31 protein-coding genes, 1 tRNA gene and 2 pseudogenes are annotated in these 26984 nt (G+C 68.7%); 12 read left to right on the forward strand and 22 right to left on the reverse strand.

The features are described from left to right. Window position 1: 1 nt before the first annotated feature. The 11 genes and pseudogenes from ACFQ6S_RS20975 to ACFQ6S_RS21025 form a co-directional block, all read right to left on the reverse strand. Entirely contained in the window at window positions 2-1144 is a 1143-nt protein-coding gene (locus ACFQ6S_RS20975; protein ID WP_383411693.1) for a tyrosine-type recombinase/integrase, read from the reverse strand. Then, window positions 1144-1365 (reverse strand): helix-turn-helix domain-containing protein, encoded by a 222-nt coding sequence (locus tag ACFQ6S_RS20980; RefSeq protein WP_383411696.1) that lies wholly within the window; start codon window positions 1363-1365, stop codon window positions 1144-1146. Before ACFQ6S_RS20980 ends, ACFQ6S_RS20975 begins: the two co-directional genes overlap by 1 nt. Next, window positions 1362-2778, reverse strand: a pseudogene (repSA, locus tag ACFQ6S_RS20985) (replication initiator protein RepSA). The gene ACFQ6S_RS20980 and the pseudogene repSA overlap by 4 nt, the downstream one beginning before the upstream one ends. 90 nt (window positions 2779-2868) lie before the next feature. Then, complete coding sequence (locus ACFQ6S_RS20990; RefSeq protein WP_383411698.1) at window positions 2869-3198, reverse strand: SpdD-like protein; 330 nt, start codon at window positions 3196-3198, stop codon at window positions 2869-2871. 27 nt (window positions 3199-3225) lie between these two features. Then, window positions 3226-3381 (reverse strand): hypothetical protein, encoded by a 156-nt coding sequence (locus tag ACFQ6S_RS20995; RefSeq protein ID WP_383411701.1) that lies wholly within the window; start codon window positions 3379-3381, stop codon window positions 3226-3228. A 12-nt stretch (window positions 3382-3393) separates the two neighbouring features. Then, on the reverse strand, window positions 3394-3585 hold the full coding sequence (locus ACFQ6S_RS21000) for a mobile element transfer protein (protein ID WP_383411703.1): 192 nt from the start codon (window positions 3583-3585) through the stop codon (window positions 3394-3396). Window positions 3586-3604: 19 nt separating this feature from the next. Then, window positions 3605-4267, reverse strand: coding sequence for a DUF2637 domain-containing protein (locus ACFQ6S_RS21005; RefSeq protein WP_383411705.1), 663 nt, complete (start codon window positions 4265-4267; stop codon window positions 3605-3607). Further along, window positions 4267-4470, reverse strand: a complete 204-nt coding sequence (locus ACFQ6S_RS21010; RefSeq protein WP_383411708.1) for a hypothetical protein — start codon at window positions 4468-4470, stop codon at window positions 4267-4269. The genes ACFQ6S_RS21005 and ACFQ6S_RS21010 overlap by 1 nt, the downstream gene beginning before the upstream one ends. A gap of 84 nt (window positions 4471-4554) precedes the next feature. After that, window positions 4555-5910 carry an FtsK/SpoIIIE domain-containing protein gene (locus ACFQ6S_RS21015; protein WP_383411710.1) on the reverse strand — a complete coding sequence of 452 codons (1356 nt, stop codon included), beginning with the start codon at window positions 5908-5910 and terminating at the stop codon, window positions 4555-4557. 2 nt (window positions 5911-5912) lie between these two features. Then, window positions 5913-6269, reverse strand: a complete 357-nt coding sequence (locus ACFQ6S_RS21020) for a hypothetical protein (protein WP_383411713.1) — start codon at window positions 6267-6269, stop codon at window positions 5913-5915. Window positions 6270-6407: 138 nt separating this feature from the next. Then, a complete protein-coding gene (locus tag ACFQ6S_RS21025) occupies window positions 6408-7187 on the reverse strand; it encodes a GntR family transcriptional regulator (protein ID WP_383411716.1) in 780 nt (259 codons plus the stop codon). A gap of 18 nt (window positions 7188-7205) precedes the next feature. Here ACFQ6S_RS21025 and ACFQ6S_RS21030 point away from each other — a divergent pair, with 18 nt between their 5' ends. Then, complete coding sequence (locus ACFQ6S_RS21030) at window positions 7206-7670, forward strand: NUDIX hydrolase (protein WP_383411719.1); 465 nt, start codon at window positions 7206-7208, stop codon at window positions 7668-7670. 436 nt (window positions 7671-8106) lie between these two features. After that, on the forward strand, window positions 8107-9075 hold the full coding sequence (locus ACFQ6S_RS21035; RefSeq protein ID WP_383411722.1) for an SGNH/GDSL hydrolase family protein: 969 nt from the start codon (window positions 8107-8109) through the stop codon (window positions 9073-9075). Window positions 9076-9372: 297 nt separating this feature from the next. On the opposite strand, the gene ACFQ6S_RS21040 is transcribed toward ACFQ6S_RS21035, so the two are convergent. Further along, a complete protein-coding gene (locus tag ACFQ6S_RS21040; RefSeq protein WP_383411725.1) occupies window positions 9373-10170 on the reverse strand; it encodes a hypothetical protein in 798 nt (265 codons plus the stop codon). A gap of 258 nt (window positions 10171-10428) precedes the next feature. Then, window positions 10429-10998: a hypothetical protein gene (locus tag ACFQ6S_RS21045; RefSeq protein ID WP_383411727.1), complete on the reverse strand. Its 570-nt coding sequence runs from the start codon at window positions 10996-10998 to the stop codon at window positions 10429-10431. 222 nt (window positions 10999-11220) lie between these two features. Between ACFQ6S_RS21045 and ACFQ6S_RS21050 the strand changes: the two are divergent. From ACFQ6S_RS21050 to ACFQ6S_RS21060, 3 genes and pseudogenes are all read left to right on the forward strand, one after another. Further along, window positions 11221-11449, forward strand: a pseudogene (locus ACFQ6S_RS21050) (hypothetical protein). 676 nt (window positions 11450-12125) lie between these two features. Next, the gene (locus ACFQ6S_RS21055; RefSeq protein ID WP_383411730.1) at window positions 12126-13037 is read left to right on the forward strand and encodes a cutinase family protein; all 912 of its coding nucleotides are present in this window, start codon (window positions 12126-12128) and stop codon (window positions 13035-13037) included. Window positions 13038-13130: 93 nt separating this feature from the next. Next, window positions 13131-13733 (forward strand): hypothetical protein, encoded by a 603-nt coding sequence (locus ACFQ6S_RS21060; RefSeq protein WP_383411733.1) that lies wholly within the window; start codon window positions 13131-13133, stop codon window positions 13731-13733. A 117-nt stretch (window positions 13734-13850) separates the two neighbouring features. On the opposite strand, the gene ACFQ6S_RS21065 is transcribed toward ACFQ6S_RS21060, so the two are convergent. The 4 genes from ACFQ6S_RS21065 to ACFQ6S_RS21080 form a co-directional block, all read right to left on the reverse strand. Then, window positions 13851-14153 (reverse strand): hypothetical protein, encoded by a 303-nt coding sequence (locus ACFQ6S_RS21065; RefSeq protein WP_383411736.1) that lies wholly within the window; start codon window positions 14151-14153, stop codon window positions 13851-13853. Further along, entirely contained in the window at window positions 14150-14893 is a 744-nt protein-coding gene (locus ACFQ6S_RS21070; RefSeq protein ID WP_383411739.1) for a GntR family transcriptional regulator, read from the reverse strand. The genes ACFQ6S_RS21065 and ACFQ6S_RS21070 overlap by 4 nt, the downstream gene beginning before the upstream one ends. Next, window positions 14890-15114 carry a hypothetical protein gene (locus tag ACFQ6S_RS21075; RefSeq protein WP_383411742.1) on the reverse strand — a complete coding sequence of 75 codons (225 nt, stop codon included), beginning with the start codon at window positions 15112-15114 and terminating at the stop codon, window positions 14890-14892. The genes ACFQ6S_RS21070 and ACFQ6S_RS21075 overlap by 4 nt, the downstream gene beginning before the upstream one ends. A 523-nt stretch (window positions 15115-15637) precedes the next feature. Further along, window positions 15638-15916, reverse strand: coding sequence for a hypothetical protein (locus ACFQ6S_RS21080; protein WP_383411745.1), 279 nt, complete (start codon window positions 15914-15916; stop codon window positions 15638-15640). Between the two features lie 78 nt (window positions 15917-15994). On the opposite strand from ACFQ6S_RS21080, the gene ACFQ6S_RS21085 reads away from it, so the two are divergent. Further along, window positions 15995-16750, forward strand: a complete 756-nt coding sequence (locus tag ACFQ6S_RS21085; protein ID WP_383411748.1) for a GntR family transcriptional regulator — start codon at window positions 15995-15997, stop codon at window positions 16748-16750. A 175-nt stretch (window positions 16751-16925) separates the two neighbouring features. On the opposite strand, the gene ACFQ6S_RS21090 is transcribed toward ACFQ6S_RS21085, so the two are convergent. Together ACFQ6S_RS21090 and arsM are read right to left on the reverse strand one after the other, a co-directional pair. After that, window positions 16926-17012: transfer RNA gene (locus ACFQ6S_RS21090), tRNA-Ser, on the reverse strand. A gap of 128 nt (window positions 17013-17140) precedes the next feature. Next, window positions 17141-17989, reverse strand: coding sequence for an arsenite methyltransferase (gene arsM / locus ACFQ6S_RS21095; protein ID WP_383411752.1), 849 nt, complete (start codon window positions 17987-17989; stop codon window positions 17141-17143). Between the two features lie 85 nt (window positions 17990-18074). Here arsM and ACFQ6S_RS21100 point away from each other — a divergent pair, with 85 nt between their 5' ends. Genes ACFQ6S_RS21100 through ACFQ6S_RS21110 form a run of 3 tightly spaced genes read left to right on the forward strand, consistent with a single transcriptional unit; the run spans window position 18075 to window position 19713 of the window. Then, on the forward strand, window positions 18075-18452 hold the full coding sequence (locus ACFQ6S_RS21100; protein WP_383411755.1) for an ArsR/SmtB family transcription factor: 378 nt from the start codon (window positions 18075-18077) through the stop codon (window positions 18450-18452). Further along, window positions 18365-19261 (forward strand): aquaporin, encoded by an 897-nt coding sequence (locus ACFQ6S_RS21105; protein WP_383411758.1) that lies wholly within the window; start codon window positions 18365-18367, stop codon window positions 19259-19261. Before ACFQ6S_RS21100 ends, ACFQ6S_RS21105 begins: the two co-directional genes overlap by 88 nt. A gap of 20 nt (window positions 19262-19281) precedes the next feature. After that, window positions 19282-19713: an arsenate reductase ArsC gene (locus ACFQ6S_RS21110; protein ID WP_383411760.1), complete on the forward strand. Its 432-nt coding sequence runs from the start codon at window positions 19282-19284 to the stop codon at window positions 19711-19713. Window positions 19714-19760: 47 nt separating this feature from the next. Here ACFQ6S_RS21110 and ACFQ6S_RS21115 read toward each other — a convergent pair whose 3' ends face one another. Next, on the reverse strand, window positions 19761-21284 hold the full coding sequence (locus ACFQ6S_RS21115) for a serine/threonine-protein kinase (RefSeq protein WP_383411762.1): 1524 nt from the start codon (window positions 21282-21284) through the stop codon (window positions 19761-19763). A 219-nt stretch (window positions 21285-21503) separates the two neighbouring features. Beyond that, complete coding sequence (locus tag ACFQ6S_RS21120; RefSeq protein ID WP_383411765.1) at window positions 21504-23066, reverse strand: S1C family serine protease; 1563 nt, start codon at window positions 23064-23066, stop codon at window positions 21504-21506. A 268-nt stretch (window positions 23067-23334) separates the two neighbouring features. Here ACFQ6S_RS21120 and ACFQ6S_RS21125 point away from each other — a divergent pair, with 268 nt between their 5' ends. From ACFQ6S_RS21125 to ACFQ6S_RS21135, 3 genes are all read left to right on the forward strand, one after another. Next, window positions 23335-24183 carry a glycerophosphodiester phosphodiesterase gene (locus ACFQ6S_RS21125; protein ID WP_383411768.1) on the forward strand — a complete coding sequence of 283 codons (849 nt, stop codon included), beginning with the start codon at window positions 23335-23337 and terminating at the stop codon, window positions 24181-24183. Window positions 24184-24324: 141 nt separating this feature from the next. Further along, window positions 24325-24963 carry an ATP-binding protein gene (locus ACFQ6S_RS21130; RefSeq protein WP_383411771.1) on the forward strand — a complete coding sequence of 213 codons (639 nt, stop codon included), beginning with the start codon at window positions 24325-24327 and terminating at the stop codon, window positions 24961-24963. 153 nt (window positions 24964-25116) lie between these two features. Then, on the forward strand, window positions 25117-26082 hold the full coding sequence (locus tag ACFQ6S_RS21135) for a DUF5926 family protein (RefSeq protein WP_383411774.1): 966 nt from the start codon (window positions 25117-25119) through the stop codon (window positions 26080-26082). Between the two features lie 243 nt (window positions 26083-26325). Here ACFQ6S_RS21135 and ACFQ6S_RS21140 read toward each other — a convergent pair whose 3' ends face one another. Next, window positions 26326-26982 (reverse strand): hypothetical protein, encoded by a 657-nt coding sequence (locus ACFQ6S_RS21140; RefSeq protein WP_383411776.1) that lies wholly within the window; start codon window positions 26980-26982, stop codon window positions 26326-26328. Window positions 26983-26984 lie beyond the last annotated feature (2 nt).

The following is a 26984-nucleotide window of genomic DNA, read 5'->3' on the forward strand; positions in this document are numbered from 1 at the left end:
CTCAGAGCGGCTTGTGCACTTCGGGAGAGCCAGTCCCTTCTTCCCCTCCGAGCCATGCATCGGCCGCCTCCGCCACCTGGTCATCACGACCGGCGACCGGCCGGGCGTAGTGCCGGGTGGTGACGCTCGCGTTCGAGTGGCCGAGCCGCTGGGCGGCGGTCATCACGCCGTACCGGTCGGCGACCCATGTCCCGTGCGAGGCCCGGAGATCGTGCGGGGTGACGTCCGTCAGCCCGGCCGCCGCCACGGCAGGGTCGAAGTACGCCTTGCGCCACTGGTTGTAGCGCAACGGCTTGCCGCCTTGGGTCAGGAAGAGCAGAGCGTCTCCCCCGTCAGGCAGCGTCTCCAGGTGCCGGCCGAGTCGCGTGGCGAGCGAGGGACCGATCCGCAGGACCCGCTTCTGATGGGACTTGGGTGTGTCGAAGACCAGGGTCCCGTTGGCTTCGGCCAGGTTCTCGTCGACCAGGACCAGGCCGCCCGAGACGTCGATGTCCGCCCGCCGCAGCGCGAACGCCTCACCAACCCGCAGGCCCGCATACGCGAGTAGGGCGATCAGCAGGTCATGGGGCTTGGCCGCGTTCCGGACGATCCGCGACGCTTCTAACGGGGTGAGGATGTGCGGCTCGGTCTGAGGCATCCGGGGCAACTTCACTCCCCGGCACGGGGTCTGCGCGATCATCTCGTTGTCGACGGCCGCCCGCATGATCTGCGACAGCACTCGGTAGGCCTGGCGAATCCGTGACGCGCTGAGGCCTCGGGTCCTCAAGGAGCCGACCCACTCAGCGATGGTGATGGGACGGAGGCTGGACAACTCCCTGTCGCCCAGCGTCGGGACGATCAGCGAGGTAATCAGGGACCGGTACGACGCCTGTGTCTTGTGCTTGAGCTGCGGGGAGACGGCAGCGAGCCAGCGTGCCGACCAGTCGCGAACGGTGATCTGCCCCTCAGTCGGGTCGAGCCAACGCCCCTCTTCGATCTCGATGCGCTTCCGCGCCAGCCAGCGATCGGCGTCCGTCGACGTGGCAAACGTCCGATCAGCGGCGCGCAGGACACCGTCAGGGCCCGGGTAGCGAGCCTGGAAGCGGCCGGACGGCAGCTTGCGAACGCGCCCGAAGGCCCGGCGGGACTTCCGCTTGCCCGCCATCAGGCAGCCCTCCGGTAGGCAGAGGGCCGCCGCAGGTCGATCGGCTCCACCGTGTTGGTGCTGACGTACGCGTCCACGGCGCTCTCGGGGATGCGGACGTGCCGACCGACCTTGACGAAGGTGATGCGGCGTTCCTCGATGAGCCGACGTGGGAAGCGGAGCCCGGTGCCGAGACGTTCGGCGACCTGGTCCACGGTGAGGAGTCGGTCCACGGTCGTCACTCCCTCTCGTCGGCGGCGAGCCCGTTCAAGGCATCACGCGCTGTCTCGCGGTTGGTCTGAAGGTCGCGGGCGATAGTCGCGGCCAGGGCCGCTTCGCCCGGGGTGTGACCGTGGCCTGCGTACTTCCAGTCGGTCAGAACGAGGACGGTGTCCGGCTCGCGGTCGTCGAAGCCGAGGACGGATGCCTCTTGGGCGGCGCGGTAGTCGGCGCGTTCCTGGCGGAGGGCGCCGAGGGTGGTGGAGTAGGTGCGCGACTTGGACGAGAAGTGCCCGCGGAACCCGAGCATGTGCGCCCAGGCCCACAGGCGTCGGTCCGGGTAGAGGGCGTCGAGGTCGCGGCATGCGGTGAATCAGTCGGCGCGCGTGGTCGGGGACGTGGTGTCGGTCGAGTTCGGCGAGTTCGCCGATGCGGCGGTCGAGGGTGCCGGTGTTCTCGGCGGCTTTGGTGGCGTACTTGGCCACGTAGGAGGCGACGGCCTGTTCGGTGATGTCTGAGCCGTCGCCGAAGGATTTGACCGGTCGAACGTCGAGTTGTCGGCCCCAGCGGAAGGTCCGGGCAGGTTGGTCGTCGACGGCCGGGACTGAGACCGAGGTGTACGAGTGCGCGGCGGCGGCGTGGATCGCGTCCGTGAGGAGGCCGACCGTTGCCCAGGCGGGCGGCGGTGTGCCGGGGCCGTCCGGACCGTCGAGGCGTATGACGGCGTGGAAGTGGAGGGCGCCGCGCTTCTGGAATTCGGCGACCTTGCCGAAGGAGACGCGGAGGTGGTCGGGGAGTTCGCGGCGAGGCAGGCCGACGCGGGCGGCGAGTTCGCGGCGCAGGCGGGTCGTGAAGCGCTGCCAGAGCTGTCCGGCGTGGTTGTTGAAGAGCACGGCGCCCGCGTAGTCGTAGGTGTCGGGGTTCAGGGCGGTACCCAGTTCGGGGGCGTCGGCGGCATGCGGGGTGCCGCAGCGGCAAGTGCCGCCATGGTCCGGGCGGTTGTGGACCGGGCCGAATGAGGGAGCCGTGAGGGTGGCGAAGACGCGCGGGTGGTCGCGGACGGCGGCGGGGATGTCGCGGCGGTCGTCTCCGGCGAGGCCAGCGCGGATGAGGTGGTAGGTGTCGCCCGCGTAGGTGAAGGCGCAGGAGGGGCAGCGGGAGGCACGGCGGTTGCCGCAGGCGAGGCGGAGGCGTCCGCCCGGCTCCTTGGCGGTGGAGTAGTGGTGGAGGGTCTCGCCGGTGGTCTTGTCCTTGTGAAGCACCCAGCCGGTGAGGTGAATCGGGTCGGAGCACCCGCCGGTGCGACGAATCTGGTCTTCCCAGCGGGTGTAGTCGGATGCCGAGGCCACCCGGAGGACGTCTCCGAGAGTGGCCGGGTCGAGCGGCGGGGCCGGCGCGAGCGTCCTCTGTGTCGTGCGTGAGGCCCGGTGGGCCATGCTGGGGTTCCTTCCGGTTGCGAGATCGATCGGCGGGGACGGCTCCCGGGCGGCGGATGCTTGGCGGTATCGAGGCCGCCCGGGGGCCGGTCAGCGACGCTTGGCGTCGGAGGCAAGCAGGGAGCGCAGGACGACCGCGCAGACGGCGACCGAGGCGCCGGTGACGGCCACCGCCAGGAGCAGCGAGACCAGGACGGCGCCGAGGACCAGGACGACGGCCGTGCCCCCGCCGACGAGGGCGAGCGCGGTGCCGGGGGTGAGCTGGACGACCGGGCGGGACGGCGCCGGAGCGGCAGGTGCCGGCGGCGGCACGGGGGTGGTGGCCAGGGTGCCGGGGGTGATGGTGGTCGGCTGGATGACGGCGGGCGGGGTGGTCAGGCCAGTGGGCTGGGGCATGGTCGGGAGCTTGGGCCGGAGCATGGGCGGATCTCCTTTCGCGGGAGCGAGTTACTTGACTGCGTTGTCGATGACGGGGGCGAAGAGGCTGTCGGCGAGGAGGTAGCCCCCGAGGAGCAGTACGGCGATGAGCCACCAGGGCGGGCGGATGAGCTTGACGCCGAGGTAGCCGACGGCGAGGAGCGCGAACCAGAGCGGTACTTGCATGGGCGGTGCCTCCTAGGCGACGCGGCAGCGGTGAGTGCGGGCGGCGAGCTGGGCGGCGGTCTGGCTGGAGTAATCGGCGGACCAGCCGCAGCGGTCGGCGGTGCAGACAGCGGCGTGCGTGGTACGGCCGTTGCGGTCACGGTGGGTGCCGATCTGCACGGGGCCGATCCTCATCAGGGAGTGGAAGTGGTCGCGGGCGGGCATCGCGGTGTCTCCTTCCTGGTCAGGCGAGGTGGGCGGCGATGGCGTCGGCGAGGTGAGACGGGACGCCTAGGCGCGAGCGGAGGGTGTCGGGGTCGATCGGGGAGCCGGTGCGGGCGCGGTACTCGTCCGCGACCTTGCGGGCGTGGTCGAGGAGGACGACGGGGACAGGCGGAGCGGTGGCCGGGAGCACGGGCGGCGTCGGAGCCGGAGAAGCGGAGGTGCCCGCGGCCGGGGCGGGGTTGGCCTCATCCGCAGCCACAGGCTCGGTGTCCTCCGGGTCGGAGACAGATGCCGGCGACACGGGCTCCGGATCCGTCGAATGGGCGAGGAGCGTTCCGCCAAGGAAGGCGAGCGCTGGCCATCCGGCGATGCCGAGGCGGAGCAGGGCGGGAGGGTTGTCCATGTCGAGGAACCCGGCGGTGGCGACGTTGGCACCGAGCGAGGCGACCAGCGCGACGACGAACCAGCACCAGGCCAGCCGGGACGGCCCCTCACTGCGCAGCCGCCGCCAGGCGGCGACCAGGAGCAGGTCGACGCTGACCGGGTAGGCCCAGGCCTTCCAGCCGTTCTGTCCGGCTGCGGCGGCCAGGTCGTGCAGATGGGCGAAGGACAGAGCACCGGCGATCACGGCCTGAACCAGGACCGCGTCGACCCGGAGTCGGAGTCCGTTGCGGGCGCCCATCAGACGTCACCGGGGTAGGCGGGGCCGTCGTCTGAGTCGTAGCCACCCGGGAACATGCCGGGCGGTGGCTCCGGCAGCGAGACGGCGAGGGACGGGCTGACGGCTTCCACGAAGTCGAGGTCGGCGCCGGCCATGTCGGCGTAGAGGGCGAGTTGGCCGAGCAGGAGCACGGTCCGGGCGAAGTCCTCGCAGTTCGGGCACATGGAGGGTTCTCCCTTCCTTGGGCATGGCGGGGGTAGGGACTTGGCGCGAAGGCGGTCACGCGGGCCGTGGGGATCCGGGAGGGATCAGGCGGTGGCCGAGGAGGCCTTGAGCAGCGGCACGGAAGCGGCGTCGGAGCCGGTGAGGGCGGGCCGGAACGGGGCCAGCTCGGGCAACTCCGGGGTCCGGTCGGCATGCCGGTTGCAGATGTTCACGGCCTGGCGGAGCGAGGTGTGCGGGGCGCGGATGCGGTGCCAACCCCCGGACGAGTCGCCCGCGATGGCGAGGCCCCGCATCTCGGCCGGGATCTGGATGGCGGCGAGGACGGCGTCCGGGGCGATGTCGCCGAAGGCCATGTTGGCGGACGACTCGTCGTTGACGCGGTGGGCGGTACGGCCGGTGAGCTGGGCGCGAAGCATCGTGATGCCCTTGCCGAGTTCGGAACCGAAGCGCTGACCGCAGATTTCGAGGTAGATGCCGGCCGCGCGCCCGAGCTGGGCGAGGCGGACCAGGGCGGTGACGATACGGTCCCGGCGCTTTTCCTCTTCCTTGCTTGCGTACAGGGCGAGTTCGGCGACCTCGTCGACCAGGACCACGACCGGTACCGGGCGCTGATCGTCGGGCAGGTCCCAGATATCGGCGGCGATCTCCGCATCCGGCACGTCGGAGGTGATCCGCTGTTGAGCCCGGATGAGCTGATAGACGCGTTCCATCCGTGCCACGAGCGCATCGAGCACTTCTGCTGCGGTGTCTGGGTTGTCGGCCAGCGCGGAGAACCGTCGGGCCAGCGGGAACAGTTCAACCCCCTGCTTGCAGTCGATGCCGACGAGGGCGACGTCCATCGGGGCGAGGCCGGCGACCAGGTTGCGTTGGTAGACGGACTTGCCGGACTCCGTGGCACCGAGGGTGAGCGCGTGGGGTATCGCGCGGTAGTCGCGATAGTGCACCGAGCCGTCCTGCCGCAGGGCGACGGGAACCCGCATCGGCCGCGGGTCGGTCCGGGCCGGCATCTGTACCCGCTTGAGCACGTCGTAGCCAGTCATCCGCACCTCGACGACACCGGAACGCAGCTCACGCGAGCTCACCCCGTACATCGAGAAGGAGTGCCGGAGCCGGTCCGAGGCGGCGGCGACGTCGAAGGCGTCCTGCCCCGGGCGGAGCTTGAGCCTCAGGACCAGGCCGGTGCGAGTCGGCCGCAGCCGCAGGATGCGCGGTGGACGCGGCTCCGGTATCGGCCGGTTGGCGGCCCGTGCCAGGGCGAGCCGCCACCGCGCGGGTGGGACGGTAAGCCCGCACGCGTCCATGACCGTGCCGTACCGGACCAGGACCCGCACCACGGCCAGCGTGACCCCGAAGGTCAACCAGTACCAGGCGGGGCGCCGCCACCGCAGGAGACCCACGGCGGCGACGACCAGCACCAGGGCGACCGTGAAGGCGGTCACGATCAGGCCGCCTTGGACCCTGCAGCGGCCTCGGCGAGCGAGGTGACCGCGACCGCGCGGAACGCGATGCCGTGCCGCCTCTGGCCGTTGAAGTCGTTCTCCCACGGGCGGGCGACCAGGCCCGTGAGCGCGACCGGCGTGCCCATGGCCAGCTCACCGGAGATACCCGGCTCTGGGACGGTGATGGACAGGATCTCCACCGCCTCGTTGGCCGCGAACATCACGTCGACCGTCATCAGCTTCGCCCCGGTCTCGGTGGCGGTGGCGATCTCGCCGGTACGGCGGTCACGAACCTTGACCTGCGGGGTCTTGGCGACCATCACCACGGCGCCGGAGGTGTCGACGGGAATCTGACGCACAGAGATCACTCCTCTATAGATGCTGAACTCCGTCACTCATGTACATGAGTGACATGAAGAAGAGTGCCTCACTCCTATACATGAGTCAACCCGCCACGAAGAAGAACTCGCGACGGGCTGTGAGGAGTTGAGCGGACGTCAGTCGTCGGCAGGGATCCGGTACTCGAAAACGAACTGGTCAGCGGCCATGAGCGTGTCGCACACCTCCACCACGAGCCCCGCGGTCGTACGGGCCTCCCGGATCAGGTGAACCACGGGCGCACCCGGACTCAACGCCAGTTCAGTTGCCTCGTCCTTCGAGGCCGGCCGAGCTTGCAGCGTCTCGACGAACTCCGCGAACTCATGCCCGTGGTCTTCGAGTCGGGCGTAGATGCCACCGCCGCCAGGGTTCTCGGCGAACAGCTCAGGGATGTCCTTCACGACGTCCCAGGGCAGGTAGGACGTGGCGGTCTCGACCGGAGTGCCGTTACGGAAGTACAGGCGCCGACGGGCCAGCACCTGCGTACCAGCGGAAACGCCGAGCCGCTCGGCGGCATCCTCGGGAGCCTCCATGGGCCCGATGTAGAGGACGCTCACCTTGGCCGTGGCGCCGGACTGCGCGGACTCGGCAAGGTAGGCCGCTTGTCCCCCTTGCCGGAGCGAGCGCCGGAAGCGATCAGAAGATCGGTGCCGCACCGGAGGCCGGTTCTTCACGATCGAGCCCTTGCCATGTCGGGTCTCGACCAACCCGCTCGCCCGTACCTCGACCATGGCCTTACGGATCGTCCCGCCGGAGACGCCGTAGCGCTCCACCAGCTCAGACTCACTCGGCACCATGTCACCAGGCTTGAGAACCCCCGCCCGGATCTGCTGCACGATCTCGTCCGCGATCTGTACATAGCGAGGCCCGGAACCGACCCCTCCCGCCGCAGTTCCCATAGTCCTTCTCTGCCTCCTATGCTCCTCTACATGAGTCAACCACAGGAAGCGGCACCCTCTCCCCTCCACTCCGTGTCTGTGGCCGGAGTGGTGGTGCGCGAGGACGGCCGTCTTCTGGCGATCCGCCGAGCCGACAACGGCACGTGGGAACTCCCCGGCGGCATCCTGGAACTCAACGAGACCCCAGAGGCCGGCGTCGCCCGTGAGGTCCTGGAGGAGACCGGCATCCACGTCGAGGTCGACGAACTGACCGGCGTCTACAAGAACTTGACCCGCGGAATCGTGGCCCTGGTCTTCCGCTGCAAGCCCTCCGGCGGCGCCGAGCGCACCTCCAGCGAGTCCACTGCTGTCTCCTGGCTCACTCCCGACGAGGTCAGCGACCGTATGTCCGAGGTCTTCGCTATCCGACTCCTGGACGCCCTGGACGGCAACGGCCCCCACGTCCGCAGCCACGACGGCAAGCGCCTCACCTCAGCGGGATAAGACCTTCTCTCCATCATCAAGTGCGGCTCGCTCCGCTCCCCGCGCGCGGCCCGGCCCCCGGCCGGGCCTGCGCTCCTGCCTGCGTCCCGCTCCAGCCCAGCCGGCGTCCGTGCCGCGCTCTCAACGATCAGCCGCTTGGCCGACACTCGCGTAAGCCAGTGATCACGAACAAGACAGTGCGTCAGAGCGATGCGGCAGGGCGAGCGAGGTGCAGGTCAGGCAAGTACGCCGCGCATTGCACCCATACCGAGCAGGGCCGGTCACACGGCGGAATCAGACAGTCCGGATATCGAGGCCGTCCGTTCAGAACCTGGCCGCCTCGACTGTAAACACCCCTGGACCGCACGGAATGTGACTGTCCGTATTGGATCTAGTGCTTTAAGTAACGAGCCTCGTAGGGTCAAAGCGTCGCCAACACCGTATCCCTGGAGGATTCGTGGCAAGCTTCCGCACTCGGCTGGCCCTGCTCGGCTCGGCCGCGGCTCTCACCGCCGGAGCCCTCGCTCCCGCACAGCTCGTCGGGGCGCAGCCCGCCGCCGCCGCAGACTACGACTGGGTCGCCCTCGGCGACTCCTACACCGCCGGGGTCATCCCGGCCGCCGGAGACGTATTCGAAATCCCCCGCGACGGCTGTGAGCGCACCGACCGGTCCTACCCGCAGGTCATCGACCGGGACCTCGGCTCGTTCCTCGAGCTGACCAACGTCAGCTGCGGCGCCGCCACGATCGAGGACGTCACCTTCAACGCGCAGGTGCCCATCGGCCGGAGCGTGCCGGGCAACGCCGACCCGGACTCCCCCTTCGCCCCGGTGCCTCCCCAGTCCGATGCGGTCAAGGCCGGCACCGACGTGATCACCGTCGGCGTGGGCGGCAACACCCTCGGGTTGGGCGAGATCCTCTTCAAGTGCCTGGAACTGGGTGAGGGCAGCGGCGGCGTGGGCACCCCGTGCAAGGACGCCCTCGCCGCCGACATCCCCGCCAGGCTGACCAAGGTCGGCACCGACTACGACCAGATGCTCGCCAAGCTCCACGAGAAGGGCCCGCACGCCAAGATCCTGGCCGTCGGCTACCCCACGGTCATCCCCGAGGACACCTCCAAGTGCCGGTACAACGACATCCACCAGTTCTTCTCGATCACCCCCGGGGACCTGGACTGGCTGCGCCAGGACGTCCTGGAACCCCTCAACAAGGTCATCGAGAAGTCGGCCGGCAACCAGGACTCCGCCACCTTCGTCAACCTCTACGACTCCTCTGAGAAGCACAGCGTCTGTGACGCCGGCAAGTGGGTCGAGGGCATCCTCGACACCGACAACCGGATGGCCCTCGTGCACCCCAACGCCAAGGGCCACCTCAACGCCGCCGACCACGTCACGGAGGCGATGCTGAACGCCATCTCCCCGAACTGACCCGCACGCGGTACCTCGTCATCGATCCCGCAACGCGCCGCCAAGAGGTCGGTGTTCGGGGCCTCGCCGCAACGCTTCCCCTGTCGTGACTGGCTCCCGTCGACGGTATTGGCAGCGTGGCTGATGCCGGTGGGGGTGCAGCGAGGCACACGCGCGCCTGGTCGGTCGGCGCACCCGCCGCCGTGGCTGACTTTCGTCGGCTGAGGTCCAGGCGGGCCCTGGATCCACACCGTTCACGGCAGGCGGTTGCTCTCCGACCGCTTGCCGTGATGGCCGGGGCAGAAAGAGCCGAACCTGTCAGGCGGTGCGGTCGCCGTGGGCATCACAGGGGAGTTCGGTGGCGGGATGGTTCACGACGAAGTCCCGGGTGGCCTGCCGTTCGGCCTCGATGATCGCGGTCGGGGACACGTTGATGACGCCGCCGAACGGCCGGTCGACGTCCCGGATGATGACCAGCGTCGTCGTGAGCAGTGCCGTGATCACGGTGAGAGTGACCAGCTGTCCCCGGTTGTTCCTGCGGGGCAGGCAGACGCCGAGCGCCACGACCGTGATGGTCAGTGTCGCGAGCAGGAACCAGAAAATGGTGCTGGGGATGCTGGCGGTCGCCTGGGTCAGGCGTTCCTCGCGTTCGTTGGAGCGATTGTTGTCGATGGCGACCAGCATCCCGAAGACCGCTTCGCCCTCCATGGCCCGGAAGGTCTGCCGGAAGTCGGTCGACCACACGCTGGGAGCGGCCGAGCCGTAGCCGTCGGCCATGGTGAGCCACTCCTGGTGGCGTACGGCGCGGGCGTAGCAGACGGCGCCGGCCTGGATCCGGGCCCGGTGTGTCTCGGGTCCGTATTCCGCGGTCTCGACGAGCTGGTCCAGGGCCCGGGCCTCGGCGCGGGAGGCGATCTCGGCCTTCCCGTACGAGCCGGAGGCTGTGACCAGCACGAACGCGAGCAGAAGCACGGTCAGTGTCAGCAGCGGCCCGACGAGGTCCTTGACCGCCATGCCCTCGTCGTCGTCGACGGTGATCAGCCTCGGTCGCAGGAAACGGTTCGCGGCGAGCCCCGCGAGCAGGGCGAGCACGGCTACGACGATGACGAAGACCACGGACGGCCACCTCCGGGACTGGTACGGGGCCCCTGGGGGTGGGGCGCCGTGATCATGTCCCGTGGTCGGGCACGGCCGGAACAGCAGAAACGTTCGATCGCCCTCTACCGGGGGACATTCCTTGCGCCGTAAAGCCCTCCATCGGTGCGTGCCGTGCTGCCGCGGTGACGCCGGTGCGCTGCCGCTTGCAGGACGCAGTGGATCAGGTTGCCGCGTCCTGCAAGAGCCACACAGAGAGAAAAGGTGGAGCCGTCCGGGTCAGGCGCGGTGGAGCTTCCAGTCGCCGACGTTTCCGCTGCGGTTGTAGTACGCGTTGGTGCAGACGTCGTACTTGCCGCCGCCGGGTCCGCGTCCGTTGGTCTCCAGGAAGCCGCCGTTGTCGCCGTAGGCGTTGAACAGGTGGACGACGTCGCCGGCGCGGACGTTCTGGTCGGCGGGCGCGGACGACTGGGCGAAGATGCGCCAGCGGCCGGTGCCGGGGGCGCGGTCCTTGTCCTTGGAGGTGGAGACGTTGTACTTGCCGCCGGCGTTCTTCTGCTCCGCGGAGGCGGCTCCGTTGGTGTCGAGGTAGCCGCCGTCATTGCCGTAGAGGTTCCTGAGGTGGACCAGGTCCCCGCTGACCACGTTGGTGCCGTCGGCCTTGCCCGTGGCGGAGAGGATCTGCCAGGTCCCCGTGCCGGCTGCCCGCGTCGGCGAGTCGGCCGTCGACACCCCGTACTTCGCCCCCGCGTCGCTGCTGGCACCGTTGGTGTCCAGATAGCCACCGCCCCAGTTGCCGTAGCCGTTCTGCAGGTGGACACGGTCGCCGTACTTCAACTCGTTCGCCACGCTTCTCCCCTTGTCAGGCAGACGGAGGACACCTGGTCTGGGCGCCCGGCCCCGGCTGCCCTTCAAGGTTCTTTCCTTGGGGATGCGACACGCCCGGACAACCCACCACCACCGCCAATTCGGATGAAAGCGGACCTGATTGCGCATGCATGCCTACTGCATGAATTTGGCCAACGCTGGTGAGCATCAGTCAGCGAGTGGTGCGACGAAGAAGGATGGGGCGTGCTCGACTTCCCCGAGACTCCCGGTGGCCGCTTCGGCCTACTCCAACTTCCGGATGACCGGCTACCACACGGTGCCCCCCGGACAGCAAGTGGATCTCATGCGGGAAGCGCCCGGCTCCAGGACGCCCACGGCGGATCGACCGCTGAGGCCGCCAAGAGTGAGTGTGACAACGCCGACGAACACCGGCGGACGCCCGCGAACGTCAGCGGACCATCCGCGCAGGTGAGAGGCGCACCAGCCCAAGGCAGCGCCCCTACCCAAGTTGCTTCGGGACGAAGAGGTCCAACGGCCTTCGTTCGCATGCACGTGCCAGACTTCAGCGCAGGGGCACGAGGCAACCAGCCCACCGGGGGGACGACCATGTCAACATCGTTTGCGGGCTTCCTTCTGCCGCTGCTGATCCTGGTCGGGGCACTCTGGCTCGCGTGTGTTGTTCTCGGCTTGCATGGCCTGCTCCTCGGACGTATGCCGGGCCGATGACTACAGAGCCACGTTCGACTGCCGAGACTCTGGGGAGCGGGTGCCCTGCTCGCTGCATGCGGCGGGTTTCAACATCCCTCATTGACAGCAATCGGACTCGGCCTTATCGCCTTGGGCCACGTGGTGAAGCCAACTCCATGATCAAGCCCGTGCCAGATGCGTGCCAGGTCGTACGGGGAACCACGGTGAACAGCAGGGAACCCATCAACCCTCCGCCAGGGGTTTGCGAGCTCCGTCGCAGGTCAGACCCAGAGCGAGCCCTAGATGCTATTAGCTTCCCAAGCTGAGAGGCCGGCGGTTCGGAAAGGTCAGGGGGCTGCGACGCCGCCGCGAGAGGGTCAGGCTACGGCGGTGCTCCCGCTCCGAGCAGGCCGTTCGTCCCCCAAGATGCGTGCGCTGTCTCTCGGTCGCACCCTGGTGTCGTGAGGGGCTCTCTGGCTGCGAAGCAGGGTAGCGAGGAGTGCTCAGACCCAGGGCCAATAGAAGCCAAGGGGAAGGGCGGGCCATGCCTAGAGCTAGCTATACGGCAGCGGATTCCATCCATTCTTGCAACATTTGCCCTTGCAGCAGCGCTTCCTTGCTCGGTATCAAGTGCGGCCCAGCCGCAGCCTCCTCCTGACTGTCGCGTTCTTTTCGTAGGTGCGCACGGCCTCAATGAAGATGCCAATTCCACGACTCTCAAGAATACATGGGCCGCGTTTCATGCATACAGCGAACAGCACGGGGGGTTCGGTGGCGATAAGAAGATGTTGCCCTATCCAAAGATGGGGACTAAACAATTTATTGCCGCGATACGCGCGAATCCGGAGAACCCACAAATGTCGTCGCTTCCAGCCGTTAACCAGGGGGTCGAGATGCTGGATACGGCGGTCAGAGACTACCTTAAACAGTGCCCATCCGGAGGTGGTGTCGTCCTGACTGGATATTCCGAGGGAGCGTGGATCGTAGATGAGTTCCTGCGCAGATATTACGGTTTGTCGGCTGTAGTGAAGGCGGTCCAACTCTACGGCGATCCGCTATACGAGGACCCCAACACTGGTGACCTTGGCCTGGCACGGCTTTACGGGTTTGCGAGCAATTTTCCCTCCCCTTACCCGGACTCCACCCTGGAAGGGCCAAATATAGTCAGATCTCGATGCATTGAAAAGGATCCTATTTGCGGGGGAGGGTTCCGAGCGGCGCACAGCGTCGGGAATGTCGGGAGACAGACAATAGCTGCGATAAACTGTGCGAGAAATCACAGCTACTGCAAATCGCACACAGATTCATACTCGGGTCGCATAGCTAAGCAGGGCGGGGAATTTCTGGCGGCCCAGTCCTTCACGCCTGACTGATGTGCCTGACAGCGCCACCCGTTCTCCGCGATCCGGTCCTTTTCCACACCAACCTATCCGCTTGGTCGACAAAGGGGGGCGAAGGACAGGTGAATGAACATGCTGAACGCCAAAATTTGCTCTCTGGCAGCTGCTGCCATAGTGGCGGCTTCGACAATGTCTCCATGGTCTACCTCGGCGTCAGCCCAGGCGTACATGCCGACCCGCCCTCCTGAAAGCGGATGGTACAACACTGGGCCGGAGGAACAGAACAAGATATTCGACAGCGGAAGCGTTCGTATAAGTTGGGGACCTGTCTACGTGGAGGTTCCTAACACGAGTGGTGACCCTTCGTGGATTTATTATGTCATTCGGTACGAAAACTATAGCGGCGCCCCTGAGGAGTTGGACTGCGAGGGGTATACGCAGCCGGATACCGTCAAACAATTGATTGCGCCGACAGAAAATGACCTAGGTGAACCTTTCTATGCCGCACAGACTGTCTGCAGTGACGCTGGCGGTCAATGGAGCACAACGCTTCCTCCGGGGGAGACCATCGAACTCGGCGCATGGTTCGACGAGGTTCCGTCGATCGGCAATATCGTCTCACTGGAACTACAGGACGAATTTGGATACCCAGGGTCTTCTGAGTATCAGAACCCCTATTGGGAGCCATACGATGGGCCTGCGCGAGATGCTCCCAATAGCCCAGGGTAGAGAATTTCGGGCTAGCTCTGAGAAGGGAGCCCGAGTTCGTCTCCGGCTCCCTTCCCCTCATTCACTTTCCCATTCAATGGAGGCCGGGGTCGGCACGTGCCGTTGTCAGCCGCTCTTTCAGGTGTCGTGTTGTTCGTTCGCGGGGAGAAGGTGACCGCGGCTGGTGGCGACGCGGAGTACAACTCGCAAGGCCTCGGTCAGTTCCTTCGTCAGCCGTCGTACATCTTCCGGATCCATGTCCTGGTCGTTGAGGGCTTCGCATGCCTGTTCCAGCAGTGCGGCCGCCGCCCCGAGTTGGACGGCCTCGATGTTGTCCGCCAGCCGGGACATGTAGCCGTCCCCGTCATCGGTGCTCAGGTAGCAGGGCTTGCCCTCCGGACCCGACCACGGGAGAAGCCGCAGTTCGTTCCGAGTCGTCATGCTTGGATCTGCCTCTCGTCGGTCATGTGGTGCGTGGCGAAGACCGCGTCGACACGGTCCCCCGGGAACACCAGGAGGGCGACTTCAACGATTCGCCCAGTGGCGTCGGTTGCGACCCGCGTGATCCCGAGGACTGGCGCGGCGTGACCGATCCGGAGTGCCGAGGCTTCGTCCGGTGTCGGTGGGCGGGCACATGCCGTCTCCCGGACAGCGGCCGGCGGCGCCCCGAGGACAGCGAATCTCGTGACCGCCTCCCAGCATGAGGACGTGTCGTCGAGGTCTCCGACGGGTGCCAGGTCGGGCGGGATGTAGATACGGGCCAGCCCTTGCGGTGACTCTCCCGCGTGGCTGACGCAGGAGAACTCGGCGAGAGGACTGCCCACGGGCACCTTCAGCAAGGTTGTGAGATGCCCGTGAGCCTGCACTGTGGCGCTGCGAACGGTGAAACGCAGAGCCGGTTCGGCGGCGGTCCACGGGTCCAGCGTTCCCCACCCGCCGACGTACATGATCTTGCGATGGGGACGGCGGACGAAGTTCCCCTTGCCGTGGATCTTCTCTACGAGGCCCTCGCCCTGGAGCACCGCGAGGGCTCTCCGTAGTGTCACCGTGCTGACCTTGTACCGGTCGGCCAAGTCGGCTTCGGACGAAAGACGCTCGCCGGGCTGGATACGGCCGGTCGTGATCTGGTTCCGGATGTCGTCGGCGATGTCCTGGTGGCGAGACGGCACGGCCCCGGTCACCGCCTTCTCAGCGTCCGCACGGCCACCAGCCGGGTTCGCGTGTGGATGGTCAGCAACTCGCCCGTCTCGAAGACCAGTTGCTTGGCTCCCTGGGGCAGTTGGAAGAGATCGCCCACCCGGTAGGCCTGGCCGCCGAGTTGGATGATGTCGCCGCGCTGCACGGTCGCCGCCGTAACCTCGATGTTGGAGACCAGCGCACCGCCGAAGGCCCGTTCGTTCACCGTGCCACCTCCGCAGGCGTGAACTGGTCGCATGTCGAGTGGCACGGACAGTCGCACGCTTCGTAGATCACCGGGACGTCGACCGGCGCCGATACCGGAGCGAACTCCGCGCAGGCAGGGTGCGTGCCGATGCAGCAGGCGATCGAGCGATAGGGGACAGCCAAGGCGTCCGTGATGGGCGGTCGTTGTCGAGAAGACATCAGTTGGCCCCCGCGAGGGTCGACCAGGCGTCGGCCGGCAGGTACGGAGCGATGACCACGGAGCGCGCCCGCACACGCCTCTCCCAGGCCAGCACATACGGGCGGACGAGCGCGGTGTCCTCGCCCCTAAGCGAGTGTCGATGGTCCGGTCCGACGGAGGCCCGTTCCACGACGACTGTTGACGCGTCGGCAGACGCAGGGGAGGCGGAAGAGGCCGACAGCCGGGCGGGCGTTAAGGGGCGGCGGTGCCTGCCCTTGGGGAAGTAGCGCGCCCTGGTATGGAAGACGGCGCGGCGGATACGGTTGAGCACGCTGTTCAGCTCCTATCGCTGATGGCTCGGTCCCCCGACATCGCCCGTCGTGGGGACCGCTTTGCGTACGACCGCCCAAAGAGTGCGGCCGTTCAGGCTGGTGGCGAGGAACCCGAACCGATCGGCCTCGGCCACCACTTCTAAGACCTCCCGCCATGTCTCGGCGGAGACCGATTCCGGCACCTCCGCTTCGACCGACGTGTGTCGGGGGTGTTCCTCCACTCGCGTGAGGAGCCCGAGGGCGGACAGCCGGGCGGCGATGGCCGCCGCGCTAACTCCCGATGCGGGCACAGGACAGCCTCCGTCACGACCGATCACTTTGAGTGAAGCTAGTTAACTAGATTAGAGCTAGTGGACTAGATTTTCCATATGCCTGAGCAGCCGCCCTATCTCCGCATCGCCGACGAACTACGGCGACGCATCGCGGAGCACGTGTGGGAGCCGGGGGACCGCCTCCCCTCCCGCGCCCAGATCGGCCAGGAGTGCGGCGTGGGCGAGAACGTGGTCCGGCGGGCGCAGGAGTTGCTGATCTCCCAGGGTGTGTTGGAAGGCCGTGCGGGTTCCGGTACCTACGTCGCCGAGCCCCGGCATCGGGTACGGGTCGTGCGGTCGTCGGCGCGGGAGCAGCCCAGCGGGTCGCCGTTCCGGACGGACATGAAGGCCGTGGGAAGGCAGGGCGACTGGGAGAGCCGGACGGACGCCAAGGTGCCGGCGCCTGACGACATCGCGGCGCGGCTCGGCATTGCCGAGGGTGAGCTGTGCGTCCGGACGAGATACGAGTTCCTGGCGGACGGCAGGCCGATCCAGCTGTCGACGAGCTGGGAGCCGTACGACCTCACCGCCGGCACGCTGGTGGTCCTCCCCGAGGGAGGCCCGCACGCCGGGGCCGGAGTCGTGAACCGGATGGCCGCGATCGGAGTCACGGTCAGCCATGCCGTGGAGCAGCCCGAGCCGAGGCAGGCGACCGCCGAGGAGGCGTCGCTACTCGGCATTCAGAAAGCCGCACTCGTCACGCACATCCGACGGACGTACTACAGCGACCAGGGTCGGCCGGTTGAGACGGCGGACATCATCGTGCCCGCCGCTCACTGCGAGATCGTCTACGAGATCCCGATCAGCCGTTAGCGGGTGAGCGGTTGGCCGCCTACTGGATCTTTCGAAGCCGCGCCTCGGGCGTGCCCCTCGCGTGCCCCATCCGTGCCCGATAGACCGGGAAACCAGGGGGAAAGGCGGGGGCGAACGGGCGGCGGGCAAAGCAGCGGCCCCCGACCATATCGCCTGGTCAGGGGCCGTTCACGTGCGGTGGGTGTGGGATTTGAACCCACGGTGACATCGCTGCCACGACGGTTTTCAAGACCGTTCCCTTAGGCCGCTCGGGCAACCCACCTCGCTCACGCCCACCTGGGGCGGAGCGGGTACAGCGTACCGGGCGCGCGGCGGATCGTGGGGGCATGGTCCACATGGGGTACGCGGACCCCGGTTCCGGTCCTCAGGGTGACGGGGCTGAGGGTCGGGTCAGTCGGAGCAGCCGCACCCCGATGCCGTGCCACCGCAGCACGTCCCCGGCTCGACCGACGCCGGCCCAATCGACACCACCCGCTCTGACGACATCGGCTTGACCGCCCGCACGATCGCCGAATGCATCCCGTCGGCCACCTGATGCGTCGGAGTGATCTCGATGTCGGTGAAGCCGGCGGCCCGCAGGCCCTGTCGGTACTCGGCGAAGGACAGGGCGCCTGCGATGCAGCCGACGTAGGAGCCTCGTTCGGCCCTCTGGGGGGTGGTCAGGGAGTCGTCGGCCACGACGTCGGAGACGCCGATACGGCCTCCCGGCCTCAGCACCCGGAACGTCTCGGCGAACACCGCCGACTTGTCCGTGGACAGGTTGATCACGCAGTTGGAGATCACCACGTCGATCGTGTTCGCGGGGAGCGGGACGGACTCGATGGCGCCCTTGAGGAACTCGACGTTGGTCGCGCCGGCCTTCGCCGCGTTGGCCAGGGACAGGGCCAGCATCTCCTCGGTCATGTCCAGCCCGTAGGCCTTGCCGGTGGGTCCGACCCGACGGGCGGACAGCAGCACGTCGATGCCGCCGCCCGAGCCCAGGTCCAGGACGCGTTCCCCCTCGCGCAGCTCGGCCACCGCGGTGGGGTTGCCGCAGCCGAGTGAGGCGGCGACGGCCTCCGCGGGGAGTTCGTCGCGCTCGTCCGACGCGTACAGAGTGGAGCCGAAGTTCTCGTCGACCTCGACAGCCTGCGGCCCGCAACACGCGCTCCCGCCCTCGGTGACCTTCACCGCCGCTGCCGCGTAGCGCCGGCGCACGGTCTCACGGAGATCCGGGTCGTCCAGGGAATGCTCGCTCATCTCTCGCTCCTCCGAACTGCCTGCATTGACGCTCTTCGATACAGGCCAGCTTGCGCCCTGATTCGAAATTCGTCAACATAGAGGAATGTCGAATCAAGAGCTCACGGTGCTGGGGCAGGACTCGGACGCCGCCTGTTGCCAAGCCCTCGCCGCGGCCCCGCTGGGTGAGGAAGAGGCCGCCGACCTGGCGAAAGTCTTCAAGGCGCTCGGCGACCCGGTACGGCTGCGACTGCTGTCGATGATCGCTTCCCGTGACGGCGGCGAGGTCTGCGTATGTGAGCTGACGCCCGCCTTCGACCTTTCGCAGCCCACCATCTCCCACCACCTGAAGCTGCTTCGACAGGCAGGACTCGTCGACTGCGAACGGCGCGGCACATGGGTCTACTACTGGGTACTGCCCGCCGCGCTGGACCGGCTCGGCTCCTTCCTACGACTGCCTCAGCCTCAGGGAGTGACCGCGTGAGCGCCCCGGCCGCGCCGCTGGGCCGCCGGCTCGCCGCCGAAGCCATCGGTACGGGCGCACTCGTAGCCGTGGTCGTCGGTTCCGGCATCCAGGCCACCAGGCTGTCGCACGACGTCGGGGTGCAGTTGCTGGCCAACTCCCTGGCCACCGTCTTCGGTCTGGCCGTGCTGATCACTCTGCTCGGGCCGGTCTCGGGAGCTCACTTCAATCCGGTCGTCTCCCTCGCGGTCTGGATCACGGGGCGTCGGACCGGCGGCGCCGCGCAGCTGGGGGAAGCCGTCGCCTACTCCGCCGCGCAGATCCTGGGCGCGGTCGGCGGCGCGGTGGTGGCCAACGCCATGTTCGCGGAACCCCTGGTGAAGTGGTCCGCTCACGATCGGTCCGCCGGCCATCTGTGGCTGGGCGAGATCGTCGCGACGGCCGGGCTCGTCCTGCTCGTCCTCGGCCTGACGCGATCCGGTCGTGACCGGCTCGCTCCGGCGGCCGTGGCTTCCTTCATCGGAGCCGCCTACTGGTTCACCTCCTCGACCTCCTTCGCGAATCCCGCGGTGACCATCGGCCGCGCCTTCACGGACACCTTCGCCGGGATCGCCCCGGCCTCCGTCGGACCGTTCGTCGCCGCCCAGTTCGTGGGTGCGGCGGTCGGTCTGGTGCTGCTGGCCGCGGTGTTCGGCCGTACGGCTCCTGCCGCCCACGCCTCTGACGCCGCCCACGCCTCTGACGTCGCCCGCTCCGCTGACGCCGCCATTCCGCATCCGGAACATCTCCCGGATGCGCACCCCCTCCCCACCACAACCTCCGCCCGCTGAGCCCCCGGAGACACCCCGCCATGAACGCGCCCACCCCCGCCCCCGCGACCCCGAACCGGTCATCCGTTCTGTTCGTCTGTGTACACAACGCCGGCCGCTCGCAGATGGCCGCCGCTTTCCTCACTCACCTCGCGGGAGACCTCGTGGAGGTCCGGTCAGCCGGTTCGGCCCCGGCCGACAGCGTCAACCCGGCCGTGGTGGAGGCCATGAAGGAAGTCGGCATCGACATCTCCGCCGAGATCCCGAAGGTCCTGACCACGGACGCGGTCCAGGCATCCGACGTCGTGATCACCATGGGCTGCGGCGACACCTGCCCCGTCTTCCCCGGCAAGACCTACCTGGACTGGGAACTCGCCGACCCCGCCGGACAGGGCGTCGACGCCGTACGTCCGATCCGCGACGAGATCGAACAGCGCGTCCGGAGTCTCGTCTCCGGGCTGCTGCCCGCCTGACGACACAGCACGAACCCACCGGCGGCGTGAGCCGTGGCCCACACGCGTCAGCTGGTGCCCTTCAGACGGACTCCGTTGACCGCGGCGTCGAAGACCGGCCGGTACTTGTGCCACTCGGCGTCCGGGGCGGAGAGGTAGATCACGTACTGGGTGCCGTCGGTGCCGGCGAAGGCCAGTTCCGCGGCCCGGAACTTCCGTGCTCTGCCGTCGAAGGTGAACTCCCAGTACCCGGCGGGCCGTCCTCTGAAGGTCGTCTTGGCCATCCGCACCCGCTCGTAGCCGGGGTTGTCGCGCGCGGTCTGTTCCTCTTCCGTCTCCCGCCAGTGCTGCAGCGGATCGGTACCGGCGAACTCGATGACGTTGACCCTCAGGCCCACCCGTTCCGACCGGTCCAGGTAGACGACCTCTCCGCCGGGCAACGTGTCGCGAGTCCAGCCGTTCCGGACGGGCACGGAGATGCCGGTGTCCGGCTTCTCGAGGTGGTAACCGGCGGGCAGCGGCGGCACGCTGGAGCCGGGGCTGATGCTCGGGGCGGGGGTGGTGGCCTCGGGGCCGGATGCGTGGCCCCCCGGCCGATCGGCCCTGGCGCCGAGCCACCACACCGCACCGCTCGCCAGAGCGGCGGTGAGCGTCACGGCCAGGGCCGACAGCACGACCGTACGGCGGCGTTTTGAGCCGGTCTTTCGTGCGGGAGGCACGAGGGCGTCGGTGCGGTCCGGCCGTGTGGGCGGATCGAGACGCTCGGTTCGGGTGCCGGTCAGCTCGGCCAGGCGGCGTTCGACCTCGTGGACGTCCATACGCTGCTCGGGATCCTTGACCAGCAGGCCCTCGATCACGGGGCCCAGGCCGCCGGCGTTGCGCGGGGGTTCGTACGGGTCGGTGGCGATGGCGTATGCGGTCTCGATCGCGGTGTCGCGACGGAACGGGCCCCGCCCCTCGACGGCCTGATACAGCGTCGCCCCCAGAGCCCACAGATCACTGGCCGGGCTCGTCCCGGGACGCGCGCCCCGCAGCCGCTCGGGCGCCAGGTAGCCGATGGAGCCGATCAGTTCGCCGGGCTTGGTCAGCGAGGACGTGCCCGACTCCATGGCGATCCCGAAGTCGGTGAGGACGATCCGCCCGTCGTCGCCGAGCAGGACGTTGGCGGGCTTGATGTCCCGGTGCAGGACCCCGGCGTCATGGGCGGCGCGCAGGGCGGAGGCCATGGCACGGCCGATCCGGGCGGCTTCGTCGGGTGGCAGCGCACCGCGCCGCTTCAGTACGTCGCTCAGCGTCACCGACGGCACGTACTCCATGACGATGCAGGGCAGGCCCTCGTCGTCGAGCACGTCGTGCACCACGATCACGTTGGGATGGGCGATCCGGGCGGCGCTGCGGGCCTCGCGGCGGGTGCGCTCGTAGAGGGTCGGGACCTCGTCGTCCTGGAGGTGCGGTGGGATGTGCAGCTTCTTCAGGGCGACATGACGGCCCAGCAGCCGGTCCTCGGCCCGCCACACGGTGCCCATGCCGCCGCTGCCCACCCGCTCCACCAGCAGGTACCGGCCGGCGACGAGCCGTCCCTGATCGGTCACCGCGAGACCGTCCCCTTCTCTGCTTCCCATCCGCGGCTCTGCTTCCCATTCGCGAACAGTCCAGGTCGAGAAGGCACGATAGTCCATTCGAGTGCATGGACATGGTCAGCCCACGCCCGACACGGGGCCGGAGGACCTGAGGGACGGACGTCCGGACGAGCACGCGCGCGTGGAGCCGGCTCCGACGAGAGCCGATCCCACGCGCGCGTGGACGTCGCGTCAGCTGTCGCCCGTGCGGGCGCCCAGGGTGAGCTCGACCGTGCGGGACTTGCCGTCACGTTCGTAGGTGATCGTGACCTTGTCGTTGGGCTGGTGGGTCCAGATCTCGCCGATCAGTGTCGGGCCGGAGTCGATCACCCGGTCGTCGAGCTTGGTGATGACGTCACCCGGCTTGAGGCCGGCCTTGGCGGCGGGGCCGCCCGCCTCGACCGCGTCCGAGCCGCTGGCGCCCTGCTCGGTGATCTTGGCGCCGTCGCTGGTGTCCTCCAGGGAGACGGAGGCACCGATCTTGGCGTAGACCGGCTTGCCGGTCTTGATCAGCTGCTGGGCGACGTACTTGGCCTGGTTGATCGGGATGGCGAAGCCGAGGCCGATCGAACCGGACTGGCTGGTGCCGCCCATGCCGTTGGCGGCGGACTGGATCGCGGAGTTGATCCCGATGACGTTGCCCTGCGCGTCCAGCAGTGGGCCGCCGGAGTTGCCGGGGTTGATCGAGGCGTCCGTCTGGAGGGCGCTCATGTAGGAGGCGTTGCTGCCGGTGCCGTCGCTGGAGGCCACCGGGCGGTTCTTGGCGCTGATGATGCCCGTCGTGACCGTGTTGGACAGACCGAAGGGGGCGCCGATCGCGATCGTGGAGTCGCCGACGGCGACCTTGTCGGAATTGCCCAGCGTCAGCGGGTTGAGGTCCGAGGGGGCGCTCTTGAGCTTGATGACCGCGACGTCGTAGCCCTGCGCGTGGCCGACGACCTCGGCGTCATACTTCTTGCCGTTCGGGAACGTCGCGGTGAGCTTGCCGCCGTCGACCGCGTCGGCGACGACGTGGTTGTTGGTGACGATGTGGCCCTCGGTGTCGAAGACGAACCCGGTGCCGGTGCCACCCTCGCCGGCGCTGCTCTCCGCCTGGATCGTGACCGTGCTGGGCAGCGCCTTGCCGGCCACGCCGGCCACGGTGCCCGGGTCGCGCTTGACGGAGCCGCCGCTGTCGGAGGCGGAGACGGTCGTCGAGGAGGTGTTGTCGTCGTTCTTGGCCAGGGTGTAGCCGAGGCCGCCGCCCAGACCGCCCGCGACCAGCGCGGCGATCAGGACCGCGGCGAGCAGACCACCGCGCCCACGGCCGGACTTCGGGGCCGGCTGCTGGTACGTGGCACCCCACTCGGAGCCGCCGCCCCCGCCGCCCATACCCGCACCGCCCATGCCTGCACCCGCCATTCCGGGACCACCCGCGGCGGCGCCGCCGTCGCCGTACGGCGCGGTGGCGGGCGGCGGGGGCGGCCAGGAGGCGTCCGGAGCCGAGCCCTGGGATGCGGGCGGCTCCGCGCCGTTCGACGCCGGCGGCTGAGCGCCGTGCGAGGCGTAGGGCTGCGTGCCGTTCGAGGCGTACGGCTGCGCGCCGTTCGAGGTCGACGGGGCGTCGTGCGGCACGGGCGGGAGCGGAGTGGTGGGGGCGGCGTCGGCCTGGGGAGCCGGGCGCTCCTGGGGGGCCGGAGCAGCAGGAGCATCCGCCGGCACGGGGGGTGCGGACGGGGCCGGGGGTACCGCGGCGCCCTCGTTCTCGGTGCTCACAGCTTCTCTCCTATAGATCCACGGCTGGGGTTGTCGGTCGCACTCGGTCACGCCCGTTCACGTTTGTTCATGGCCGGTGCGCTTCAGCTGTGCATGTCTTTTGTATGCCGTCAGCTTTTCCCACGGGCCGTCAGAGCACCATAAGCCGTTGCTGTGCGTCCACGGCCATTCCTTATATAGGTCATGTATGACTAAACGGGCGCAATCTCAACGCTCTGGCGACTGCTCCGGTCGCACGTCTACCCCGGTCCGGTGGCACCATGACGCGGTGACCCACGCACGGCACCAACAGATCCAGGTCGTCGCCCATCGCGGAGCCTCCGAAGACGCTCCAGAGCACACCCTGGCCGCGTACAAGAAGGCGATCGAGGACGGTGCGGACGCCCTCGAGTGCGATGTACGTCTCACCGCGGACGGCCATCTCGTCTGCGTACACGACCGACGCGTCAACCGTACGTCCAACGGCCGCGGCGCGGTCTCGGCCCTGGAGCTCGCCGAGCTCGCCGCGCTGGACTTCGGGTCCCGCAAGAACCGCGACTCGTGGAAGAACCGGCCCGAGGAGCCCGACTGGGAGTTCCGCCCCGAGGACCCCGAGGACACGTCCGTACTGACCCTGGAGCGGCTGCTCGAGCTGGTCGCGGACGCGGGGCGGCGGGTGGAGATGGCGATCGAGACCAAGCATCCGACCCGCTGGGCGGGGCAGGTCGAGGAGCGGCTGCTGCTCCTGCTGAAACGGTTCGGACTCGACGCTCCCGCCTCGGCCGCCGAGTCGCCGGTGCGCGTGATGAGCTTCTCGGCCCGCTCGCTGCACCGCGTGCATGCCGCCTCGCCGACACTGCCGACGGTCTCCCTGATGCAGTTCGTCTCACCGCGACTGCGGGACGGGCGGCTGCCCGCGGGCGTCGGAATCGCGGGTCCCTCGATCCGGATCGTGCGCAATCACCCCGCGTACGTGGAGCGTCTCAAGGGGGCCGGTCACCAGGTGCACGTATGGACCGTGAACGAGCCCGAGGACGTCGACCTCTGCGTCGAACTGGGCGTCGACGCCATCATCACCAACCGCCCGCGCGCGGTGCTGCACCAGCTCGGCCGCGGACACACACAGGGAAACCCCTAAAACCGCGTGAACCCCTGCACAACCTCTTGACCCCACAGCCACTTCAGCCCCATCCTCCACTCTCGGCCACACCGAAGATTTCCAGCCATGTCGATTACGGGGAGTGCTCCGGCGCGTTCGGTCCGTATTCGATCGTGGTGAATGCGTCGCCGGACAGCGATTGGCCGGTTTCCGGTACAGGCCAATGGGGCATCCACACCGTGGCGTGGGGCAAAGGAGGTCTCGGGGGTGGCGTTGGTGGTGGCACAGGAGGTGCCCACGTCGTCGAGCATGGCCGTACCCCATGGTCCTGCGGGCGTGGGGAAAGCGAGACACCGTATGCGCTCGCAGTTGCGCACGGGTGGCGTGGCGGAATCGGTCATCGACGATGCCGTATTGATTCTTTCCGAACTCTTGAGCAACGCGTGCAAACACGGCCGACCGCTGGGTGACGCGCTGTCCGGGGACGGCGACGTCCGCGCCGCTTGGCGCGTGGACACGGGCGGCAGACTCACCGTGGAGGTGACGGACGGCGGCGGACCCACTCGCCCTGCTCCGGCCACGCCCTCGGTCACCGCACATGGCGGCCGCGGGCTGAACATCATCACCGCACTCGCCGACGACTGGGGCGTACGGGACGACGCCCGGGGCGAGGTGACGGTCTGGGTCGTGGTCCACGACGACGTGCACGATCCGAACGCCGGCCACCGTCGGGACGACTTCGCTACGCGCGTCACGGCTCCGTCGGTGGGCGCGATATCCGGCCTCGACTTCAGGGACGCCTTCGACGACATGGACTGAAAGCACCGGTTTCGGCAGAAGCCCTGCTCATCCCGGAAACGGGCTTCTCTCCCGGCACGACCCGACGGGTTGTCCACAGCCTCCCGTCGGCCATGGCGTGAACGGCTAGGCTCGCGCCCGTACCAGACGAGCCGTAACCGGGAGACACCCACCATGGCCAAGAAGCGAGTCCAGACCAAGGCCAAGCGCCCGCAGATCGTTGACGGAGAGATCCCGGTCGTCGGCGCACGCGAGCCCTGCCCCTGCGGCAGCGGCCGGCGCTACAAGGCCTGTCACGGCCGGGCCGCCGCGCACGCGGTGACCGAGCTGGTGCAGCGCCCGTTCGAGGGACTGCCGGGCGAGTGCGACTGGGTGGCCCTGCGCGAGCTGGTGCCGGCCGCCACCGTCGAGCTGCCGCTGAAGGGCGGCCTCCCCGAGGGCGTGCCGTCGGTCACGCTGGCCACCGTGCTGCCGATGGCCTGGCCCGCCCTGCGCCGCGACGACGGCTCGGTGCTGCTCGGCCTGCAGAACGACACGGCGTCGGGCGACATCAGCCGCGACCTCGCCGACACCCTCCAGCAGGCCCTCACCGCACAGCCCGGCACCCCGGTCCAGGGCCGCCGCGCCCCCGCCGACGGTCCGCGACTGCAGGATCTGCTCGATCCCGAAGGCGCGTTCGAGCCAGTTGTGCACCCGGGCTTCGAGTTCTGGGTCCCGGACGCGGAGAACGCCACTCCGGAGGTGGCCGCCTCCCTGGAGCGGGCCAACGCCGCGGCCATCCCGACCGTGAAGCTGACCGGCGTGGACGCCGCCTACTGGTGCGAGACGCCGGACAAGAACCACCTGCGCTGGGTCATGCCGCACCCCGAGGAGCAGCTTCTGGACGCCCTCGCGCGGCTGCACGCGGCGGGCCGGTCGAGCCTCGGCGAGGGCACCCGCCTCGTGGGTTCCTTCCGCGCTCACGGCCTCACCGTGCCGGTCTGGGACCTGCCGAGCGGTGTCGGCGCGGAGGACGTGGAGAAGCCGGCGGCCGAGTTCGCCGAGCGCCTCGCCGCGGCCCTGGCCACGGACGCTCCGCTCACCCCGGACGAGCGTCGCGCGCGCGGCGGCCTGACCAACCGGCAGGTCACGCTCAGCTGACACACACCGCGGAGACCCGGTTCGGCTGAACGGTCGTTCAGCCGAACCGGCCCGCGCGGGAGAGGTGAATCCGATCACAACTCCCCTGCGGAGCAAGGGAATCCGTGACTTGAAAGCCCGGATCGAATTTGCGAACCGCCGATCTCTTGTTACCGTTCCATTAGCCCGGTTGCTGGTGCATCCCCCGTCGCCAGCAACCGGGTCTTTCCATGTGCACCGTTCTTTACGGAACGACGTCGAACGTCAACCGCCCGTGGGCGCCCCGGAATTGTCCGGCGCGGAGTTGCTCGCGGAGCGCAGCAGCAGCGCCCCGCCACCGGCCCGCTCCGCGAACTCCGTGACCGCCGTGTAGGCGTCCATCCCCGCGCGCGTGCGCTCCCGGGGCGTCTCGCACGTCCCTGGCTCGTCCTCGGCGCCCACCACACAGCGCATCTGCACCGTGCGCCCACCGGGCCCCATGAGGCTCAGTACGGAGTCCAGCGCACCGCCCGTCGCATTGCGGAAGTAGGTGCGCGCCCAGGTGTTCTCACCCTGCGTGAGGACACAGGTCTGCGCCTCGACACCCTCGGGCGAGGTGAGTTCGGGACCGCAGCGCACGGCGGTGGCGAGGCCCAGGTCGAGCAGCGCCTCGGAGTCGGCCGGCGTGGCCGCGGGCGCCTTGGCGTCGCCGCGAGGGGACGGAGGTACGGCGGTGCCCTTCGGGGCGTGCGGGGTGGACCCTTCGGACGTCCCGACGGCGGCGCGGCCCGCCTCGACGACCTGGCCGGCGGCCGCCCAGGCCAATGGCAGGGCGACCGCGGCCGCCGCGACGGACGCGAGGGCGATCAGACGGACTCTTCGCTGGTTGGGCCCGCGGCGATGTGACGACGGTGCCCTTTTTCCCCTGGAATGACGCGGCATAT

It is taken from the genome of Streptomyces sp. NPDC056479, from assembly GCF_042795335.1.
Taxonomy (GTDB): Bacteria; Actinomycetota; Actinomycetes; order Streptomycetales; family Streptomycetaceae; genus Streptomyces.

Excerpts from the sequence above, each read along its gene's own strand:
- ACFQ6S_RS21005 (WP_383411705.1), bottom strand. The coding sequence starts at position 4,267 with ATGGGCGCCCGCAACGGACTCCGACTCCGGGTCGACGCGGTCCTGGTT.
- ACFQ6S_RS21010 (WP_383411708.1), bottom strand. The coding sequence starts at position 4,470 with ATGTGCCCGAACTGCGAGGACTTCGCCCGGACCGTGCTCCTGCTCGGC.
- ACFQ6S_RS21105 (WP_383411758.1), top strand. The coding sequence starts at position 18,365 with ATGGGTCTACTACTGGGTACTGCCCGCCGCGCTGGACCGGCTCGGCTC.
- ACFQ6S_RS21085 (WP_383411748.1), top strand. The coding sequence starts at position 15,995 with ATGCCTGAGCAGCCGCCCTATCTCCGCATCGCCGACGAACTACGGCGA.
- arsM (WP_383411752.1), bottom strand. The coding sequence starts at position 17,989 with ATGAGCGAGCATTCCCTGGACGACCCGGATCTCCGTGAGACCGTGCGC.
- ACFQ6S_RS21130 (WP_383411771.1), top strand. The coding sequence starts at position 24,325 with ATGCGTCGCCGGACAGCGATTGGCCGGTTTCCGGTACAGGCCAATGGG.
- ACFQ6S_RS21025 (WP_383411716.1), bottom strand. The coding sequence starts at position 7,187 with ATGGGAACTGCGGCGGGAGGGGTCGGTTCCGGGCCTCGCTATGTACAG.
- ACFQ6S_RS21060 (WP_383411733.1), top strand. The coding sequence starts at position 13,131 with ATGAACATGCTGAACGCCAAAATTTGCTCTCTGGCAGCTGCTGCCATA.
- ACFQ6S_RS21065 (WP_383411736.1), bottom strand. The coding sequence starts at position 14,153 with ATGACGACTCGGAACGAACTGCGGCTTCTCCCGTGGTCGGGTCCGGAG.
- ACFQ6S_RS21100 (WP_383411755.1), top strand. The coding sequence starts at position 18,075 with ATGTCGAATCAAGAGCTCACGGTGCTGGGGCAGGACTCGGACGCCGCC.
- ACFQ6S_RS21140 (WP_383411776.1), bottom strand. The coding sequence starts at position 26,982 with ATGCCGCGTCATTCCAGGGGAAAAAGGGCACCGTCGTCACATCGCCGC.
- ACFQ6S_RS21030 (WP_383411719.1), top strand. The coding sequence starts at position 7,206 with ATGCTCCTCTACATGAGTCAACCACAGGAAGCGGCACCCTCTCCCCTC.
- ACFQ6S_RS21110 (WP_383411760.1), top strand. The coding sequence starts at position 19,282 with ATGAACGCGCCCACCCCCGCCCCCGCGACCCCGAACCGGTCATCCGTT.
- ACFQ6S_RS20995 (WP_383411701.1), bottom strand. The coding sequence starts at position 3,381 with ATGCAAGTACCGCTCTGGTTCGCGCTCCTCGCCGTCGGCTACCTCGGC.
- ACFQ6S_RS20990 (WP_383411698.1), bottom strand. The coding sequence starts at position 3,198 with ATGCTCCGGCCCAAGCTCCCGACCATGCCCCAGCCCACTGGCCTGACC.
- ACFQ6S_RS21000 (WP_383411703.1), bottom strand. The coding sequence starts at position 3,585 with ATGCCCGCCCGCGACCACTTCCACTCCCTGATGAGGATCGGCCCCGTG.
- ACFQ6S_RS21135 (WP_383411774.1), top strand. The coding sequence starts at position 25,117 with ATGGCCAAGAAGCGAGTCCAGACCAAGGCCAAGCGCCCGCAGATCGTT.
- ACFQ6S_RS20975 (WP_383411693.1), bottom strand. The coding sequence starts at position 1,144 with ATGGCGGGCAAGCGGAAGTCCCGCCGGGCCTTCGGGCGCGTTCGCAAG.